At 51.5% G+C, this 18276-nt stretch carries 11 protein-coding genes; 2 read left to right on the top strand and 9 right to left on the bottom strand.

Annotated features, from left to right (window positions below; translation table 11 throughout):
• Positions 1–8: 8 nt before the first annotated feature.
• The 4 genes from P4D80_RS06380 to minC form a co-directional block, all read right to left on the bottom strand.
• A complete protein-coding gene (locus P4D80_RS06380) occupies positions 9–893 on the bottom strand; it encodes a shikimate dehydrogenase (protein ID WP_421658123.1) in 885 nt (294 codons plus the stop codon).
• Between the two features lie 203 nt (positions 894–1096).
• Positions 1097–1519, bottom strand: coding sequence for a cell division topological specificity factor MinE (minE, locus tag P4D80_RS06375; RefSeq protein WP_421658121.1), 423 nt, complete (start codon positions 1517–1519; stop codon positions 1097–1099).
• 247 nt (positions 1520–1766) lie between these two features.
• On the bottom strand, positions 1767–2573 hold the full coding sequence (gene minD, locus P4D80_RS06370; RefSeq protein ID WP_421658119.1) for a septum site-determining protein MinD: 807 nt from the start codon (positions 2571–2573) through the stop codon (positions 1767–1769).
• Between the two features lie 179 nt (positions 2574–2752).
• Positions 2753–3562: a septum site-determining protein MinC gene (gene minC, locus P4D80_RS06365; protein WP_421658118.1), complete on the bottom strand. Its 810-nt coding sequence runs from the start codon at positions 3560–3562 to the stop codon at positions 2753–2755.
• Between the two features lie 91 nt (positions 3563–3653).
• Here minC and P4D80_RS06360 point away from each other — a divergent pair, with 91 nt between their 5' ends.
• On the top strand, positions 3654–4556 hold the full coding sequence (locus P4D80_RS06360) for an alpha/beta fold hydrolase (RefSeq protein WP_421658117.1): 903 nt from the start codon (positions 3654–3656) through the stop codon (positions 4554–4556).
• A 465-nt stretch (positions 4557–5021) separates the two neighbouring features.
• A complete protein-coding gene (locus P4D80_RS06355) occupies positions 5022–11468 on the top strand; it encodes a CHAT domain-containing protein (protein WP_421658115.1) in 6447 nt (2148 codons plus the stop codon).
• 4 nt (positions 11469–11472) lie between these two features.
• Here P4D80_RS06355 and P4D80_RS06350 read toward each other — a convergent pair whose 3' ends face one another.
• The 5 genes from P4D80_RS06350 to recF form a co-directional block, all read right to left on the bottom strand.
• Positions 11473–12255, bottom strand: coding sequence for a DUF928 domain-containing protein (locus P4D80_RS06350; RefSeq protein WP_421658114.1), 783 nt, complete (start codon positions 12253–12255; stop codon positions 11473–11475).
• Positions 12256–12342: 87 nt separating this feature from the next.
• Positions 12343–15540 (bottom strand): TIR domain-containing protein, encoded by a 3198-nt coding sequence (locus tag P4D80_RS06345; RefSeq protein ID WP_421658113.1) that lies wholly within the window; start codon positions 15538–15540, stop codon positions 12343–12345.
• 381 nt (positions 15541–15921) lie between these two features.
• On the bottom strand, positions 15922–16341 hold the full coding sequence (locus tag P4D80_RS06340; protein ID WP_421658111.1) for a hypothetical protein: 420 nt from the start codon (positions 16339–16341) through the stop codon (positions 15922–15924).
• Between the two features lie 272 nt (positions 16342–16613).
• Positions 16614–16970 carry a zinc ribbon domain-containing protein gene (locus tag P4D80_RS06335; protein WP_421658110.1) on the bottom strand — a complete coding sequence of 119 codons (357 nt, stop codon included), beginning with the start codon at positions 16968–16970 and terminating at the stop codon, positions 16614–16616.
• A gap of 39 nt (positions 16971–17009) precedes the next feature.
• Positions 17010–18212 carry a DNA replication/repair protein RecF gene (gene recF / locus P4D80_RS06330; protein ID WP_421658108.1) on the bottom strand — a complete coding sequence of 401 codons (1203 nt, stop codon included), beginning with the start codon at positions 18210–18212 and terminating at the stop codon, positions 17010–17012.
• Positions 18213–18276: the final 64 nt, after the last annotated feature.

Raw genomic sequence — 18276 nt, 5'->3', positions numbered from 1 at the left:
AACTGTATTTATCCTATCGCAGAAAGGGAAAAGGGAAGACCCAAATACTCCTGAAGCGATCGCCGCATCACGTCTACCGGGACATCCTGTTGCAGCCAGATACGTAGGGCCGCAGCTCCTTGCTGGACGAGCATTTCTAAACCATCAAGGGCGATCGCACCCTTTTCTTTCGCTTGTTTCAGAAACAGGGTGGGGTTGGGTGTGTAAATCAGGTCGTAGGCAATGAGGTGGGTGGATAGCAGATCCACTTCGGCGGGACTGAGGGGCGATCGCTCTACCTGGGGAGCCATCCCCACGGGTGTAGTATTGACCAGCAAATTTGCATTGGGTAACAGTTCTGGTAAGTTCTTCCATGTATGGACTTTCAGATTGATACCAAGGGGAGAATTCATCCAGCTTTTCAAAAACTCCTCCAGCTTTTCTCCATCCCGTCCAACCACATGAATTTCAGCGCAGCCTAACTGGTGACAGCCAGCCACTACTGCCCTCGATGCTCCTCCATTGCCTAAAATTACAGCGACCGCTTCAGACCAATCCCGCTCCAGTTCTCTCAATGGAGCCAGGAATCCTTCAACATCAGTATTAGTACCGCTCCAACCCGCTTCAGTGCGCCAAACTGTGTTGACTGCACCAACCGCTGTTGCTACATCCGTCACCTCTGAAAGCAGTGGTAGAATTGCCTGTTTGTGAGGAATTGTAATGCTGAAACCCTGCAAACCAATGGCAGCGAAGCCGTTCACTGCTGACTTTAAATCTTTTGGGTGAATGGAAAATGGCAGATACACGTAGTCCACTCCCAACCGGGCGATGGCTGCATTATGCATTACAGGCGATAGAGAATGCTCAATTGGATAACCAATGACGCCCAAAAGCTTAGTTTTGCCAGTGATCACGAGTTGTTAGGGGAGAGATGGGAGGAGTAAGGGGGGGAGGGAGTAAATGGGTGGATGAGTGGATGGGTGATGGGATACTGGTAGGGGGCAGGTTTGAAAAGCTTTGAGCAGAAACGAATCACTTGTGCGTAGAGCGTAGCTTCTGAAGATACAGGGGGATCTGAGTATTCTGTCACAGGTAGTAGGACTCTTGAAAGATCCTCTCAGGTAAAAGGTTCGATCTTTGTTGGCTCAGTTTCAGGAGTTGTCGATTCTGCCTGATCGAAAGCATTTTCCACATCAGCTAGAGAAAGTTCAAGATCCAGGGAGTCCATTTCAGTTTCGGGCATGGCCGATTCAACTGGTTCAACAAAAGGATCAGGTTCAGAACGGACCCGCCGAATGGGTAAGTTAGCAATAAGTGCGGTTGTTCGCTGGTTGCTTTCCAGTGAAAACTCCATCGCCTGCGTATCCAGTTCAACATAGCGGGAAACAACAGCAAGAATTTCCTTCCGCATGGCTTCCAGTGCTTCTGGTGTGATATCCGTGCGATCGTGGGCCAGAACCAGCTTGAGGCGATTTTTTACTTGCTGGCGGCTGCTGTCACCAGGGCGAGAAAACAGGCGTTCGAGAAATTCAAGCAACATGGGGCAGGTGAAGTGAGGGAATAGGGACCAGGGGCTAAAAGAGTTGTTAGTGATTAGTTGTTCGTTGTTAGAGCAGTGCGAGGGTGGAGGGGTAAATGCATGGTTGGATTCAGTAAGGGCAGTTCCTCCGTATCTATCTCTCAATTGGAAAAGAGGATCTCCAAGTCAGGTCTCCAAGTCAGATGTCGAGTATCAGAGCAGGAAATTTTATGCGGCTTTTATATTCAAAGCTTGCCAGGCCCAACCTTTAGAAAAGTTTTGTGTTCAGCACTTTTTTAAGTTTGGAGAAAAACCCATCGTTGGTTGGGGTGAGGTCTAAAAAATCGACTTTTTCGCCTTCTAGACGCCGGGCAATGTTGTCGAAGGCATTGCCTGCCATTGATGGAGTTTCTGACAAAACTAATGGTTCGCCTTTGTTGGTGGAAACGATGACTCTTTCATCGTCAGGAATGACCCCAATCAGGGGGACTGCCAGAATTTCTTTGACATCTTCGACCGACATCATGTCGTTTGCCTGCACCATAGCTGGACGAATGCGGTTGATAATCAGGTGAATTCGCTTAATGCTGTTGGCCTCCAGCAGCCCCACAACCCGATCTGCATCACGCACAGCCGCAATTTCAGGAGTTGTGACAATCAGCGCTTCCTGGGCAGCAGCGATCGCATTCTGAAACCCAGACTCAATCCCCGCCGGACAATCGACCAGAATGTATTCATAAACTGTTGCTAACGCCGCCGCCAGCTTTTTCATCTGGTCAGGCTTGACCGCATCCTTAGTACGGTTTTGAGCGGCTGGTAATAAAACCAGGTTGGGGTGGCGTTTATCCTTAACCAGGGCCTGTTCTAAGCGGCACTGCCCTGCCAGAACATCAATCGCCGTGTAAACTACTCGATTTTCTAGCCCAAGCAGCAAATCTAGATTCCGTAATCCAAAATCTGCATCAATAACAGCAACCCGACGATTGCGCCGTGCCAGCGCCATACCCAGGTTCGCTGTAGTGGTGGTTTTACCCACCCCTCCTTTTCCAGATGTAATGACAATAATCCGACTCATGCAGTGAGGAGATGAATGACTAGTTGATTAATGGTACAGCGAACCCTGGGTAATGGGTAAAGAGTTAGAAAGGAGTTGTTGGTTACCAGTGAAAAGTGAGGAGTGAGGGAATAAATAGGAGGATGGGTAATGGGGTAGTTGCTCTTTACTCCTTCCCCCTTCTTTCCTCTTTCTTCTCCCTAGCCCCTCATACCCCCATCTCCCCGTGATCTTGAGAAATCGCTTGCCCTGACGATATGGATACTGCCCTGGGGTGTGACGTAGGCAACTTCAGGGTAGTAATCAGTGAGTGGGGTTTCGGGGGCGCGGGCAACAAAATCGGCGATACGAAGCTGGGTGGGTTCCATTTGCAAGGCCATGATCAGGCAACGGGTATTACCTTTGGAGCCTGCGTGGGCAACTCCACGTAGACGACCCCAGACCAAAATATCTCCTTCAGCCGTAATGGTACCGCCGGGGTTCACGTCACCTAGAAGCACGACGGTTCCATTGTGCTGAATATCGGCTCCGGAGCGGAGAGTTGTTTCCAGGTAAAGGGGCTCTGCCATGACTTGCCCCGATTCCTGGGAGGATTGGTTCAGGTGGGTGATGGAAGACTGTTGTTCAACGGAGTATCCAGCCGTGGCTGCGGCTACGGCTGTCTGGCGACGACTGGTATAAATCCGCTTCAGTTGGAGTTGGGCTTCGGTGAGGGCATCGGCGATCGCCTGTAACTGGCGCACATCCAGAAGGCGATCGCGGGCAATCAAATGCACAACTGTCTCTGGTTGCCAGAAACGGTCTCCTGCATCCAGTCGCTGTTTTAACTGTTGCCAGACCTCCTCCCAGTTAAAAACCGCGGCAGGATTCTCTTCTCCACCATCACCCTCTGGTGGCAGCAGTAGCAGCAACTTACCTCCCTCACTCTTTAAGCGAACCTGTTGATCCCGGTCAATGTCCGCTGACTCCTGGAGAACGATAGGGACGGAAGATGACGGTGCGTCAGTCATGAAAAACGAACCCAGAACTTTAACGCCATCAATATAAGCTGAAAATTAGCGAATGGATCGGCTCTCTTAATAGAAGCCGCGAGGAGGCAAGATGAGTCCATCATTTCCTGATTTTCTTCCGGTGGATGTTGCTCAACTGACGGAACCTGAGTCGATTGACCTGGCCCAGAGTATTCAGCAAACAGAAATTCTGACACCCCTCAGTTCACAACCAATTAAAACGACTTACCTTCATCAGGGAACCGGCGGCATCCCCATCCTCCTACTTCATGGCTTTGATAGCTCTGTTTTAGAATTTCGTCGACTGTTGCCACTGCTGGCGGCAAAAAATGAAACGTGGGCAGTCGATCTGCTAGGGTTTGGGTTTAGCGATCGCCCCGCCTATCTTTCCTTTGACCCACCCGCTATCAAAACTCACCTGTTCTATTTCTGGAAAAAGTTAATTCAGCAGCCAGTGGTGTTGGTGGGCGTATCTATGGGAGGAGCGGTTGCGATCGATTTTGCTCTCACCTATCCTGAAAGCGTCAAAAAGCTGGTGTTAATTGATAGCGCCGGATTTGCAATGGGTCCGGCTGTAGGCAAATGGCTGGTGCCACCCTTTGGCTATCTGGCAGCAGAATTTTTGCGTTGTCCCAATGTCCGTAAACAGGTCAGTCTGAATGCCTACGTTGATCCCAGCTTTGTTTCAACGGATGCCTTGCTCTGCACCTCCTTGCACCTGAACCAGGCTGGTTGGCGGCGGGCAATGATTGCCTTTACCCGCAGTGGCGGCTATACGTTTTTGGCTGATAAGATTGCTCAGATTACGCTACCCACGCTGATTCTTTGGGGCGATTCTGATCGAATTTTGGGCACTGCCGATGCTGAGCGGTTCAGGTCGGCGATCGCAAACAGCGAGCTGATCTGGATTCCAAACTGTGGTCATGTGCCGCATTTGGAAAAGCCTCAGATCACTGCTCAGCATATTTTGAAGTTTTTGAAGTTTATTAAGTAGTTAAGTAGGGCTTGCTGAAAAAGTCAGAATCGCTTGCAGAAGAAAGATTTCAGTCAATACATCCAGAAAAAATGCAAGGCAAGCTCAACGTGTTTTCAAGGATTTCAGCACTTCTCAGCCTATTTTGCCTTGCCCTTAGATTTCAGAAAAATGCTTGAAATCCTTATAGGGCAAGAGTCTTATACTGTTTCGGTAGACCCTACTTCGTTGCTAGGTACTCGGCTTTACTTGTCAAAATTCCATTAAATTTAGGTAACGGAAACAGTGAAATCAGTTTTCCTCTGGTAATGTAATTTCCTTCCCACTTACGCAATCAGGCGCATAACCAGGCGTAAATTCAGCCGCAAAACCGTGAATGCATCTACCAGATATGCCGAAAGGCTAACTCCTTGGCACCGTTTCTGGATACAGACCGCCGAAAGGAGAGCAATTGGGCAGCAATTACTATCATTCTCCGTTTGTCTAATGCCTGTACTGGTGCAGATGCTTGATGCCGGGGTTGTGCGATCGCAGTCGATTACCCCAGCAATCGATGGAACGGGTAGCATCGTTACTCCCAATGGAAATCGATATGACATCAGTGGTGGGAAGCTTTCCAGGGATGGAGCCAATCTGTTTCAGAGCTTCCAGCGCTTTGGGCTGAATCAGGGAGAAATTGCCAACTTTCTATCCAGTCCAGCTGTTCAAAACATTTTGGGGCGGGTGGTGGGTGGTGATCCATCCATGATTCACGGACTAATCCAGGTTACAGGCAGCAACGCCAACCTGTTTTTGGTAAACCCCGCTGGGATTGTGTTTGGTCCCACTGCCCGGTTGAATGTGCCCGGTTCGTTTCTGGCAACGACGGCGAACGGGGTGGGGTTTGGGTGTGAGAGGGCAGGTGTGGGGTGTGGGGGATGGTTGAACGCGGTTGGCACGAATGACTACGCTACCCTGGTTGGCACACCGAATACGTTTGCGTTTACGATGCCCGAACCGGGGGCGATCGCTAACCTGGGCAATTTAGCTTTGAGTCAGGGTCAGGCCCTCACCCTGTTGGGTGGCACTGTTCTGAACACGGGCACCCTCTCTGCTCCCGGAGGCCAGATTACAATCGCCGCCGTACCTGGAGAAAGCCTGGTCCGCATCAGTCAATCCGGCAGCCTCCTCAGTCTGGAAATCACTTCTGCTCCACCCTCTGCCCCCCTCACGCCCTTTCCTCCCCTCACGCCCCTGACCCTGCCCCAACTTTTGACAGGCAATAACCTGGGCAGTGCCACCGGAGTGGGTGTGAACGCGGATGGCACGATCCAACTTACAGGTTCGGGCATCTCCATTCCGGCTGCAGCAGGCGACGCGATCGCCAGCGGGCAAATTTCCACCGCCAGGAGTTCCCCCATTCCCGACGCTCCCCGTCCAACTCCCCAAATTGCGGTGCTGGGCGATCGCGTTGCCCTTCTGGCAGCAACCCTCGACGCTTCCAGCCTGGTTGCTGCGGGCACGATTCGAATTGGGGGAGATTATCAGGGGCAGGGAATGGTACCCAATGCTGCCCGCACCTTTGTCAGCAGCGATTCCGTCATTCGCGCCGATGGGCTACAAACTGGCAGTGGAGGACGGGTCATTGTCTGGGCTAATGAGGGCACCCAATTTTTAGGTACGATTACGGCTCGTGGGGGTGCCACGGCTGGCGATGGGGGGTTTGTCGAAGTCAGTGGAGCCCAAAATCTTAGCTTTCAGGGAACGGTAAACACCTCAGCAGCGGCAGGCAATGCTGGGACGTTGTTGCTCGACCCAGACACCATCACCATCGTGCCAGGCACCACTCCCGTTTCACCGAACCTTCTAGATGGAATTTGGGGATTTTTTGAAGACCCAGGTAATCAAAACATTGGGGCAGATACCATCTCTACCCTGTTGAACAGCAATTCTCTGCGGCTGCAATCGAACGAAGACATTAATATCAATGCCTCAATTACCTACACGGGTGCTGCCAACCGGGATCTGATTTTTCAGGCAACCAACTCAATCTCCCAGGCTAGCAATGTTCAAATTACATCTACTGCCGCGCCCTTAAATGTCGTTTTAGAATCCGATGCTAATGGAAGTGGAGCACCGGGGTCCATTGTTCTCAATCCAGGAGCGGCCATCAACTCTAACGGTGGCAATATTCTTCTGGGAGGAGGAGTCGGCGGGTTTGCAACAGGAACAGCCGTAAACCCTCATGGTGTTGAATTAAGAGGTGCAACCCTCAACTCGGCTGGGGGCAACATTGCGATCCGGGGGCAAGAGTTTGCAGGAGGAGTGGCCAACCGGGGTGGGGTGGCGATCGATAACGGTTCCTTAATCACCAGTGGCAATGGCACGATCGCCATTACAGGTATCGCTTCAGGGACTACGGGCAACCATGTTGGCGTCAATATCGGTGGCCCCTTTTTAGGTGGAAATGTGGTCATCTCCTCCAGCAGTCCTTCGCCTGACGCGATCGCTATCAATGGATCGGCTCCAGCGGGTAATACCACTGGGGTGCTGATTCAAGGAAATTCTACCCTGTTCACGACCTCCTTGCCTGCCGGTGGGGTGAGTGTCAGCGGAGTGGGGGGCACGGGTACCATCATTACCGGGTCTACCATTGGCACGACAGGCGGACCCATCACCCTCTCCGGCAGTGGGAGCAATAATGAATCGCCAGGGCTGACCCTGCGGGGTAACGCTCAAATTAGCTCAGGCGGGGGTGAAATCCGCTTTACCGGAACGGCTACCGGCGCGGGCAACTTTGCCCGAGGCATCGAAATTCTGGGAGCGGTCAATGCTCAGAGGGGCGCGATCGCCTTCACTGGAACCAGCGCCAATGCAGAAGGAATTGTCACCTTTGTCCCGGTTAATTCCGGCGGCGGCCCAATTACATTCGATGGCACCAGTACGGGGACTGGCGTTTTTGCGCGGGGAATTGCGCTGGTGGCTCCGGTTGACTCGTCAGGAGGAGCGATTAATTTCACTGGCAGAGCGATTAATGCCATCAATGGAATTACCACCTTCACCTTTGGCACTCCTGAAACCAGCGGCACCATCAATGCCGGGAGTGGAGACATTACCCTCACAACCGACTCCACCCTGCTGCAACTGCCAATTACGGGCAGTGGCAACCTGCTGCTGCAACCCCTCACTCCCGGCCTCAATCTGGCCATTGGAGGAGGGGGAGCGTTTTTAGGTGCGCCTGAATTGTTCAGCAATACCTTTCGCTCGATTACAATTGGGCGCGAGGATGGGGGCGGCGCTATCATCCTGGCTGGGAATGCAACGTTTAATGCACCAGTAACGCTGCGATCGCCCGCAGGTAGCGGTTCCATCAACACCCAGGGGTTTACCATCACCGGCACCACTGGCGTTACCCTCCAGGCAGCCGATACGATCACGTTGGGAGCAGGTTCCACGATTACTTCTGCCGGGGCTCCCCTGGATGTGGTACTGAACGCCAATCGCAATGGGGATGGGGTGGGAGCGATCGTCATGAACCCCAGCTCAGCTATCAACTCCAATGGTGGCAATATTGTTTTGGGTGGCGGAATCAACCCCCTCCTCACACCCGCAGCAGGCACTGCGGCTAATCCCAATGGTGTTTTGCTCAATAACGCCATCCTCAATTCAGGAACTGGAGCCATTTCTATCCGGGGAGCCGCATTAGATGGAGCTTCGGGTACCAGTTTTGTGAACAGCGTTGATGGCATCCAATTGGCCAACAGCAGCCTGGTGCAATCGACTAGCGGCACGATTACACTGGTCGGCACGGGTGGAAACCTGGCGAGCGTGAACAATGGCATCAAGATTCTAAATAGCGCACGCATTACATCTGGTAATGGCAACATTCATCTCACAGGTAACGCAGGCGGGGGTGGCACGATTCAGCGGGGAATTCAACTTTTAGGCGGTGGTGTGGTAGAAACAACCGGAGCAGGTAACATCACCTTGACTGGCACCAGTGGAAATGGTGGTACTGACTTTAATGATGGGATCGATCTCAACAGCAATGCAGTTATTCGGTCATTGAATGGAAACATTGTTCTTAATGGAACCGGCGGAAATGGCACCGGGGTACAGAACAGTGGAATTGTGATTTTTGCTAACAGCCTGGTGGAATCGACTGGTACGGGTTCAGTTATCTTCAATGGCACAGGTGGAAATGGTGGCACTAAGGCTGAAGGAATTTTGGTTCAAAATAATGCCACTGTTCGCGCTACTAGTGGTGATGTTCGGCTAACTGGCACGGCTGGCAATGGAACCAATGACAATCAGGGGATTCGGGTTGAAGTTGGCTCCACTATTCAAACAGGGAATGGCAATCTGAGTCTCACCGGGTTCGGCAATGGTGCCGGGCAGAGAAACTTTGGCATTAAGGTGATTGGTGGCAGCAACGTTCGGTCAACGGGGAGTGGAAACATTACCCTGGTTGGTACCGGCTCCCCGCTTGGGTCGGGGTTTGGTGTTGGCAATGAGGGTATTTCGATCAGCACCAACAGTGTGGTGGAATCTGTAATGGGTAATGGCTCTATTACGCTCACCGCCGATGAAATGGTTCTGGCCGGTCCTGTTAGTGGAACAGGCAATCTGGTTTTGCAACCCCTGACTGTGAATCAGGCGATCGCTCTCGGCGGCAACAGTGACAGCGGCACCGGCACTCTTGATTTGCAATCCAGTGACCTGGCAGCACTGCAAAATGGCTTCAGCACCATTACCATTGGGCGGGCAGATGGCTATGGTGTTATCACTCTGGCAGGTGACGCTACCTTCAACGACCCGGTAACCCTCCAGTCGCCCAGTGCCGGGGGAGTGATCGATATAAGGGGCGGTATCTTAATCGGAGCCGATAACGCTACCCTCAGCTTGATTGCCAACCAGTTGATCACCACCGGAAACATCTCAAACCCTGGTCGGGCGATTCGCTTCTTTAGCAGTAGCGGTGACGTTACCCTAGGTTCCATTGACACGGGTGGTAGTGAGTTTAGCCTCTCAACCGCTGGAACCCTGACCATTACAGGCTCCATTACCACCCGTGGCGGAAATCTCAACCTGGGGGGCGCGACTATCAACGCCCTTGGAACTTTGGACACCAGCAACAGTGAAGGTGGCGGCGCGATCGCCCTGATTGCCAGAGACCGCATTACCACTGGTGCAATTAATTCTAGTTCAGCGATCGCCAATGGCGGTAATGTCACCCTCGACCCAGAAGGCGATATCCAGGTGGGCTTCATCAACGCTCAGGGGGGTAGCGTAGGCAGGGGTGGAGATATCAACATCATTACCCGGCGTTTCTTCCGTGCCGTTGAGAGCTTCACGGATCAGAATGGAGTGAATTCCAGCCTTTCTACGGCTGGAGGGTTGGGCGGCGGCAGTATCGCCATCCGGCATCGTGGAGGACTCCTGAGAGTCCCATTCATCATTGGTGATTCCAGCCTCAACGGCACCCAGGGAGCTATTACAACGGGAGCGAGTAACACCATTCCTCCACTCCAGGAGTTTTTAGTCAGCTTCTTTCAGGGCACATCTCCCAATCAAGTTCAAATCATCACAGAGGGCAGTAGCCGCGTTGATGTCATCCAGCAAACGCTTCAGCAAGAAGGAACCGGCCTCACTCGCGAAGAATTTGCCGCTCCCAACGCCCAGTTGCCACCGACCAGCATTCCTCCCGTGCCGCTTGACCCAATCGTCGCGCCGATTGAAGACGTGGCTACCAGTGAATTCAGCAACTTCTTGAACCTGCCCAAACAGCCCCCCACTCAAACACTGGTGAGTGCCCAGAGCACCCTTCAGAGAATTGAAATGGCAACCGGGATTAAACCCGCGTTGATCTACGTCCGTTTTGCACCCAAAATAGCCCGACAGGAGCAGGATGATGACAATCTGGAAGTGGTTCTGGTGACAGCCCAGGGAGAACCCGTCCGTAAGCTGTTGCCAGAGGTAACCCGCAAACAGGTTTTGGAACTGGCTAGAACCTTTCGCAAAGAAGCTTCTGACCCTCGCAAAACTCGCCTTCAAACTTATTTGCCCGCCGCCCAGCAGCTTTATCAGTGGATCATTGCGCCCTTAGAGTCGGCTCTTGTTGCACGCAAGGTTAATAATCTGGCGTTTATTCTGGATGGAGGGATGCGATCGCTGCCTCTAGCCGCGCTGCACGATGGCCGCCAGTTTTTGGTGGAACGGTACAGCATCGGGCTAATGCCCAGCCTCAGCCTCACCGACCCCCGCTATGTCGATCTGCGGCAAGTCCCCGTTCTTACTGCTGGAGTTTCCCAGTTTGATGACCAGAGCGCCCTACCTGCCGTGACAGTAGAGCTATCAGCCATCACCAAAAACCTGCACAACACCATCCGCCTGCTGGATGACAGCTTTACCCTGAGCAACTTGAAACAACGGCGGCAGGATCAACCCTTTGGCATCATTCACCTGGCAACCCACGGCGAGTTTTTGCCAGGGAAGCTGAGTGATTCCTACATTCAGTTTTGGGACACCAGGCTACGGCTGGACCAATTACGGCTGTTGAAGTGGTATGACCCACCCGTGGAGATGGTGGTTTTAAGTGCCTGTCGCATGGCCGTGGGAGATGAAACAACTGAACTCGGCTTTGCTGGAGTGGCTGCCCAGTCGGGTGCAAAATCGGTCGTCGCCAGCCTCTGGTATGTCAGTGATGAAGGAACTGCCGGGCTGATGGCAGAGTTTTATCGCTGGCTACGGCTGGCCCCCATTCGGGCAGAGGCTCTGCGGCAGGCGCAAATTGCAATGCTGCGGGGAAATGTGCGCTTGCAAGCAGGAAAACTGGTCTGGTCGGGTGGACAAAGCCCCCTTCCCGATAACCTGGTAAATTTAGGAGTAGTGAATGAGCCCCTTTCCCATCCTTACTACTGGGCCTCTTTCACAATGATTGGTAGTCCCTGGTAAAGCATTACATCCGCCCGGCTGAACTTTGCACTTCCCGTTGCTCCTCAGGGAGTAGTTCTGTAACAGGTGCCCGGGCAAACTTTGCAAGTTCAAAAAGTGCCAGCAGGCTCTTCCATTCTTCAGGGTGCATCTGACGGTTTTGAGAAAGCAAATCTACTGCGGTGTACCAGATGCCATTATTGACATAGGCAACGTACTGGTCTTTGGGAGAAAGCGTTTGAAGCTGCTTCACCAGGTCAGAACTGGGTTCAATTCGTTGAATCCAACCGGAGACAAAGGGATTAATGGAGGGTTCGTCCTCCTGGCAAATGATAGAAAAGTACCATTTGTACTGCTTGCCGATTTCTAAAGGTTTACCATCGGAAGGAAGACGGACACTGACCATGCCAGGGCTTTCCGGTAAGAGAAACCGGATGGGATCACCCAGGATTTCGTCTTTATCTAGCAATAGCAATTCAGCCGACTTGACCTTATCGGTGCGACCAAATGGCAGGTAGAACAGGAATGTGGGATATTCTTCAACGGTCAGTCCCTGGTTGCTTTTAGGGCTGAGGGGGATGAGAGACAAATTTGCAATTTGAGGACACACACCACGCACTGAACCGCCCCTGGCGCGACCGGAAGCTGCCCCCTGATCTCGTTTACGATTAAATAATAATTGAATGCGGTCAAAGAAAGTTTGTGCCTGCCCCTGGGGAGCGGGTAACAACAGTGCAGCACTAGAGAGAACAACTGTGAGAGTCCCCATCAAGAGCAACCGACGAAACTTTAATCGCACCCGGTTCATGATCGATACTGTGTGACGAATTATCCAACTGGAATGCTCACCAGCTTATCCTGCGGGAGCGGTATGTGACTACTTCAGCGGCGTGAATTAATGTTGATGGCGGAGTCGGTTTGAGAGGAAAGCAATTCCTCCAGCCGTTACAATCAGGGCGATCGCTGGGGGTACCAGTGGCACCCAACCGCTCTGAAACACCATTACCAGGTAACAGGCTCCCGATAGAACAATGAGGGAAACGACTACACCTGCAACCTGCCAGGGCGATCGCCGCAGTTGCCAGCACACCACCCCTCCCAACAGCGACCAGCCCACAATCCAGAGGGTTTCCCCCCAGAGGGGCCACCACCAGATCAATCGCCGTCCATTTAAAGCTGCACTCAAAAGCTGGCTGGTCATTTGAGTCTGGGCAACCACCCCCGGAATTTCTTTACCGTAGGGAGTGTTCCAGGAGTCTTCTGCCCCTGTACTTTTGGCCGTGTAGCCAATCAAAACGATGCGATCTTTTGCCTCTTCTGCCTTTGTCGGGTTCGTTAGCATCTCTTTGAGGCTGATCATAGGAGCTAATTTACCCGGATCGCCGTTGTGGGTGCGGTAATTCAGTAGCGTCTGGTATCCTCGCAGTTGATTGTTCATCTCTTGATAGCCGCTACCATTTCCCAACAGTTGAGGAATGGGCGTTTCACCGAACTGCATGTCTCGCACGTAGAAACCCTGGTCATCCAGGGGAGAGGTAAAAGGTTTTCCTTCTGTCGCCAGATAGCGACGAGCCAGGACCAGGTTAAAGGCTTCGGGAGTGTTGCAGAATTTAGGATCTGCCGTTTGCATCAGGTAATGGCGGCGGAGGGTGCGTCCACCATCATCGACAAAGTCGCTAAAACCCAGGCGATCTAAAGAGTTCACTTCTGGTGGTTTTTCTGTGCCTTCGCCCTCATAACTGCTTTTGCACAAAACAACTAAGTTTTGCATCTGTTTCAACAGGGGTACCAGTTCAGGCTTGGCCGGGAAGGGGCGATAAAAATCCAGGCCAATTAGCCGGGGTTGTTGAGGCTGCAAGTGATTCAGCAAATCGGCCAGTGCCCGATCAGGTAGCTTTCCGCCCGATTGCTCGTACCACTGATCCAGAAATCGGATGCTATCTTCATCTACACTGACGATGAGAAAACGGTTGTCCTGAGGTTCACTGGGACGCGATCGCACCAAAACATCATACATGCTCAGTTCCATCGTTTGAGTCAACCCCAGGAAGCGAGCGATCGCAATCAGCAGACTGGCCGCAAGGCCAGACAGCAGAACAGTGCGGGGTTTTACCTTGCGCTTTGGCAGTTCCCAGCTGGCTGTGACGTATTCAGTTTGCAGGGCTGTGGGTGCGGGCTGTTTATTAACAGCTTGCTGCAACCACTGGTCAGAGGTAGACAGGTCTTTTCCGCGCAGCAAAAAGCCGTCATCCCGTCCTTGCTGCTCCCATTCCATCGCCCGCATCAGCAAGCGGGTATGAGTCCGTACATGCTCCAGGTCGGTGTCCAGGGTGCGCAGCAGCTCACCATAGTTAGCTAAAAAGTCACCTCCATGCTTTCTAAAGTCGATCCACTGGACGGCTGCCAGAGCAGGAGGTAGTTCCGATGGGGAAACTTCGCGGTGCAAAACGGTGACGATTCGCTTATTTAATTTCGCGGCATACTCGACTTCATCAGCACAGTAGGGCGAGTGAATTGAATTCGGGGAAATAACGAACAAAAAATTGTTGCAACGTTCGATACCGAGATAGATTTCGCGCTGAAAGTCTGCCCCCGATGCAATGCTTTCCTGATCAAACCAGGTAGTTTTGCCTTGAATTTGCAATGCGTCATTCAGCTTGCGTACAAAATCAGAATCGACGCGGGAGTAGGCAATAAAAACGTCTAAAGAGGCTTCTGATGGTTGTTTCAGGCTTTCAGAAATGAATTCTTCCTGGAGGGTTGTGGGGGGATGCCTGTGGCCCTGGGCAGCCTTTAGCCATGCCTCCGTGTGACGGAGATTGTAACCCTGGAGCAAAATGCTGGGATTTCGTTTTTGTTCTTGCCACTTAAGCGCTTTCACCAGGAGGATTTTGTGTTGCTCATAGTAAACCGTATCCCGCTGAAGTTCGTGCAGCAGGCGGTTCATGGCATCGCGGTATTGCGCCTCATCGCCATGCTCAATCAGATCAATGAACTGCACACCCTGCAATTTTGATGGAATAGTTGACGAATTGGGAGTGTCTTCGAGGACGCGATCGTAAATCTGATCTAAACCCCTCTGGGGTTGGCGAGAAAACTGAGCTGCTGGTTCGGTAAATTGCAGCCGAATCGGAATGATTCGCTTGTGGTAACTAAAGGCGTGATCCAGGGCCTGCTGGCAAAATTTTGAAGTTAAGGAGTCGGGCGAAAGCAGGTAAACGATGTTGTCTGCCCCTTCAATTCCTTTTTGAATGGCTTCCTGATATTCACTGCCCGTGCCAATGTCTGCCTGATTCCTCCAGACGGTCAAACCATGCCGCATCAAAGTTTTCGCAATTTTGTCGGCGATCGCGCGATCGCTATCCGCATGGCACAAGAACATCTGCGTCATCAAATTATTGGCATTCTTGATGCTTTCGCAGATAAATTCGCAGTGCAAATCGGTTGGTTCACAAGGTGGCTGTTCATCTCCAAATCGGGTTTTAAGCCAGGTTTCGGCAGCTTCCCGCTCTTCCCCAACCAGCAAATAGTGCGAATTTTTCTGATGCCGCTCCCACTCCAATGCTTTGACAAACCATTGAGTATGCTGCCGCACATAACCTGCATGACGCTCAAGCACCTCCTCTAGTCCAGCAAAGGATGCTTCAAAGTTATCAATGCCTTCTCGAAAAAAGACCCAATTAATTTGGGAAATAACTGGATGCATGTTTGAGAAACTGGAATGCAATCCCTTCGCCTGAAAGTCTTCCCATTCTTCAGGAGCGCAATCTGGAAACCGCCGTTGCCAGACTTCCCGGTCTATTTGCTCCACATGCATCAGGGGGATAATACGTTTGTTGCATTGAACTGCCATTTCCAATTCTTTGCAGCAGTAGGGCGAGTTCACTGCATGGGGAGAAATGACATACAGAAAGTTATCAGTTTTTTCAATTGCATCGTCAATCTGATGCTGAAAGTTGACCCCCAGTGGAATATCTTCAAAATCGCACCAAATATTTAATTTTTTTTCAGATAGCCGCCGATGTAACTCCAGCACAAAAGCCCGGCTATCAACTCGCCCATAGGAGATAAATACATCCTGATACTCATACATTTTTAGTCGTACTCAAAACGTCGTGTTTTATAGTTCTACGCGGGTGCGTTAGGACATTGGAATTAGAGAGGGAGTGGGGGCTTCGCCCCCAGCCAGGGGTAGAACCCCTGCACCCCGTCCTAACCATCAGGACTACCGCTATAATATTCACCCTGGTTGGGAAGGCTGTCCTGGGAGTTTAATGATAAGCTTCGCTTATCATTAAAACAAAAGCAATATTCCAGGGACTTTGTTCGAGATGAAAGAGTAGCTTATGCTACTCTTTCACCGGCAAGCCGGAAGAACCGTTGGAGAATACGGAGTGAAGAGGAGAATTATCCTGTTTGAGATCGGCATAGGGTGAGCATTGCTCACCTTATCTGGATTTAAACAGTAGCCATTTTAGTTCTCAGATAGGCTTTGACTGAACGGTTCTTTGAGAATTAAACCTGACCACAGCGTAAATCCCAAAATGGCTGCGCCTGTCAATCCATCAATCATAATCAGGAAATGCATTTTCAGCGAGAACGCAGACATCGCCCCATACAGGTAATGACCCAAACTATCTAGTCCACAAAATGAATACAGCACCAAACATGGATAGGCGAACCAGAATTTCCGACTTTTATATAACCAGTAACCGGCAACTCCAATCCCAGTCCAAATCAGCCATGATGTATAAGTTGAAGATGGCGTAATCCAGTCAGGCTCAGGATACTGCTTGATATAAAAATAGTTATCTGTGAAATGAAGCGCTGTCGAAAAGATACAAGCCATCAAAAGAATCTTTAGTATGAATTGGCGCCTGGCTTCAGAACTCATGGGCCATTGACCTCTGTTTAGGTGATTGGAAACTACGGTAAGGTGAGTTAGCGATGGTGTCACCTGATAGCAATCCTATAACGTAAGTAGCTGGGCACAATTAAATTAAGGATAATTTTGGGGGTGGAGGGGGTGGAACCCTGCACCCCGTTCTAAGCCTGGTGGCTACAGCGATAACCCCGCCAACAGGGCATAAATCCCAATCCCCAGCACTCCAACTGCAATCCAGGTTGCGATCGCATGCCCAATAACAGCAAACCCGACGTAGCTACCTATCTCAGTAGAGTCAGAGTCAAGCTGAACAGGATTAGGCCCAACAGCAGAATCCAGCCCAAATTGCGCTTAATCCAGGTCTTGATTTGAAAGTCGCGGGTATATCCCTGTGTAGCAATGGATGAAACGGTCTGGTTGCGATCGCGGTACAACGTGCAATCCTTGGCATAAGGACGTTTAGGTAATGTACAGGTATCATCCTCATCGTAAACACAGGTCACACATAGCGGCTCATCCCCCGTTGCATGATGAAGCGTCATACCGGGATGGCCATATGCCTTCAGCGGAGTGCGGCAATAGGGGCAGGCGATCGCCTGTACATCAACAGCCTGGTGACAACGAGGACATTCCGGCATTCACAAAAACCATCAACATTAACCCTATTATCGCAATTTCTAGCTCCCAGCCCCATTCCCTGGAAATAGCTGCCCCGCCTTGACCGTCAAAATTTGGGATGAATGGAGCCACTGGGCATCAAATGAACCCAGGTGTGTTGTGGTAATCAACGTTTGGTAGCGATCTTGAATGACATCCAGCAACTGATTTTGACGATTCAAATCCAGTTCGGCTAGAACGTCATCTAAAAGCAGCAAGGGCGGGTCGCCAATGACATCTTCGATGAGTTTGAGTTCTGCCAGTTTCAGTGCCAGTACGAGCGTGCGCTGTTGCCCTTGAGAACCATACTGACGCGCGAAAGCGCCGTTAATTGTAAACTCGACTTCATCCCGGTGGGGACCCACCAGCGTTGTACCCTGGTATTTTTCAGCGATCGCCCGCTCCTGAATCTTTTCCAGAAACGCCTGTCTCACAACCTCCGGGTCATCTTCCTGTGTCGCTACATTGGGGACATAGCGAACTTCTAACTCTTCGGTACTACCACTGATGGCCCGATGCCAGTCAGTTGCCAGTGGAACCAACCGTTGCACCACCCTGGCTCGTCGCCGAATCACACGAGTTCCCGCAGCCGCCAATTGAGCGTCCCAGAGCGCCAGTTCGGGAAGAAGCGAGGAAGAGCTTTGAGTTCTGAGTTCTAAGTTTTGAGTTTGCTCCTGACTCTTGAATTCTGGCTCCTGGTTCCCAGCTTCCCCAACCAGACTTCGTTTCAGCAAAGCATTCCTCTGCCGCAAAACTTGATTGTATTGCTGCAAAATATAGGCGTAGACAGGTTCAAGCTGGATCAAGAGAGAATCTAACCAGTTACGGCGTTGTTCCGGTCCGCCACGCACCAGATCGAGATCCAGACTGGAAAACTCAACGACATTTAGAAGACCCAAAAAATCCAGTTGGCGGCGGAGATTTTCGCCATTAATCGCCACGGTACGGCGGCTGTTATTCCGCAGTGTCATCGCTAACTCGATGGAACCGATGGTTCGTTCCACTTGCCCTGTGATCTGGGCGATCGCCGCTCCATTCAAAATGAGATCGCGATCGCGGGAGGTGCGGTGCGATCGTAGGGTTGACAACAATTCCACCGCCTCTAGCAGATTCGATTTTCCCTGGGCATTATTACCCACCAGAATGGCTTTAGGAGCATTAAACTCCACCCGTTGATCCAGGTAATTGCGGAACTGGCGGAGGTGGAGGGAACGAAGATACATGGAGAAGTGATCTGTTCTGAGTCCTGAGTCAGAGAGAAAACCAACTCATAACTCATAACTCATA

Origin of the sequence: Leptothermofonsia sp. ETS-13, from assembly GCF_049200465.1 — a bacterium.
In the GTDB taxonomy this organism is placed as follows: domain Bacteria; phylum Cyanobacteriota; class Cyanobacteriia; order Leptolyngbyales; family Leptolyngbyaceae; genus Leptothermofonsia.
Note: the sequence above shows the minus strand (reverse complement) of the source record. Positions and strands in the feature narration are given on the sequence as shown.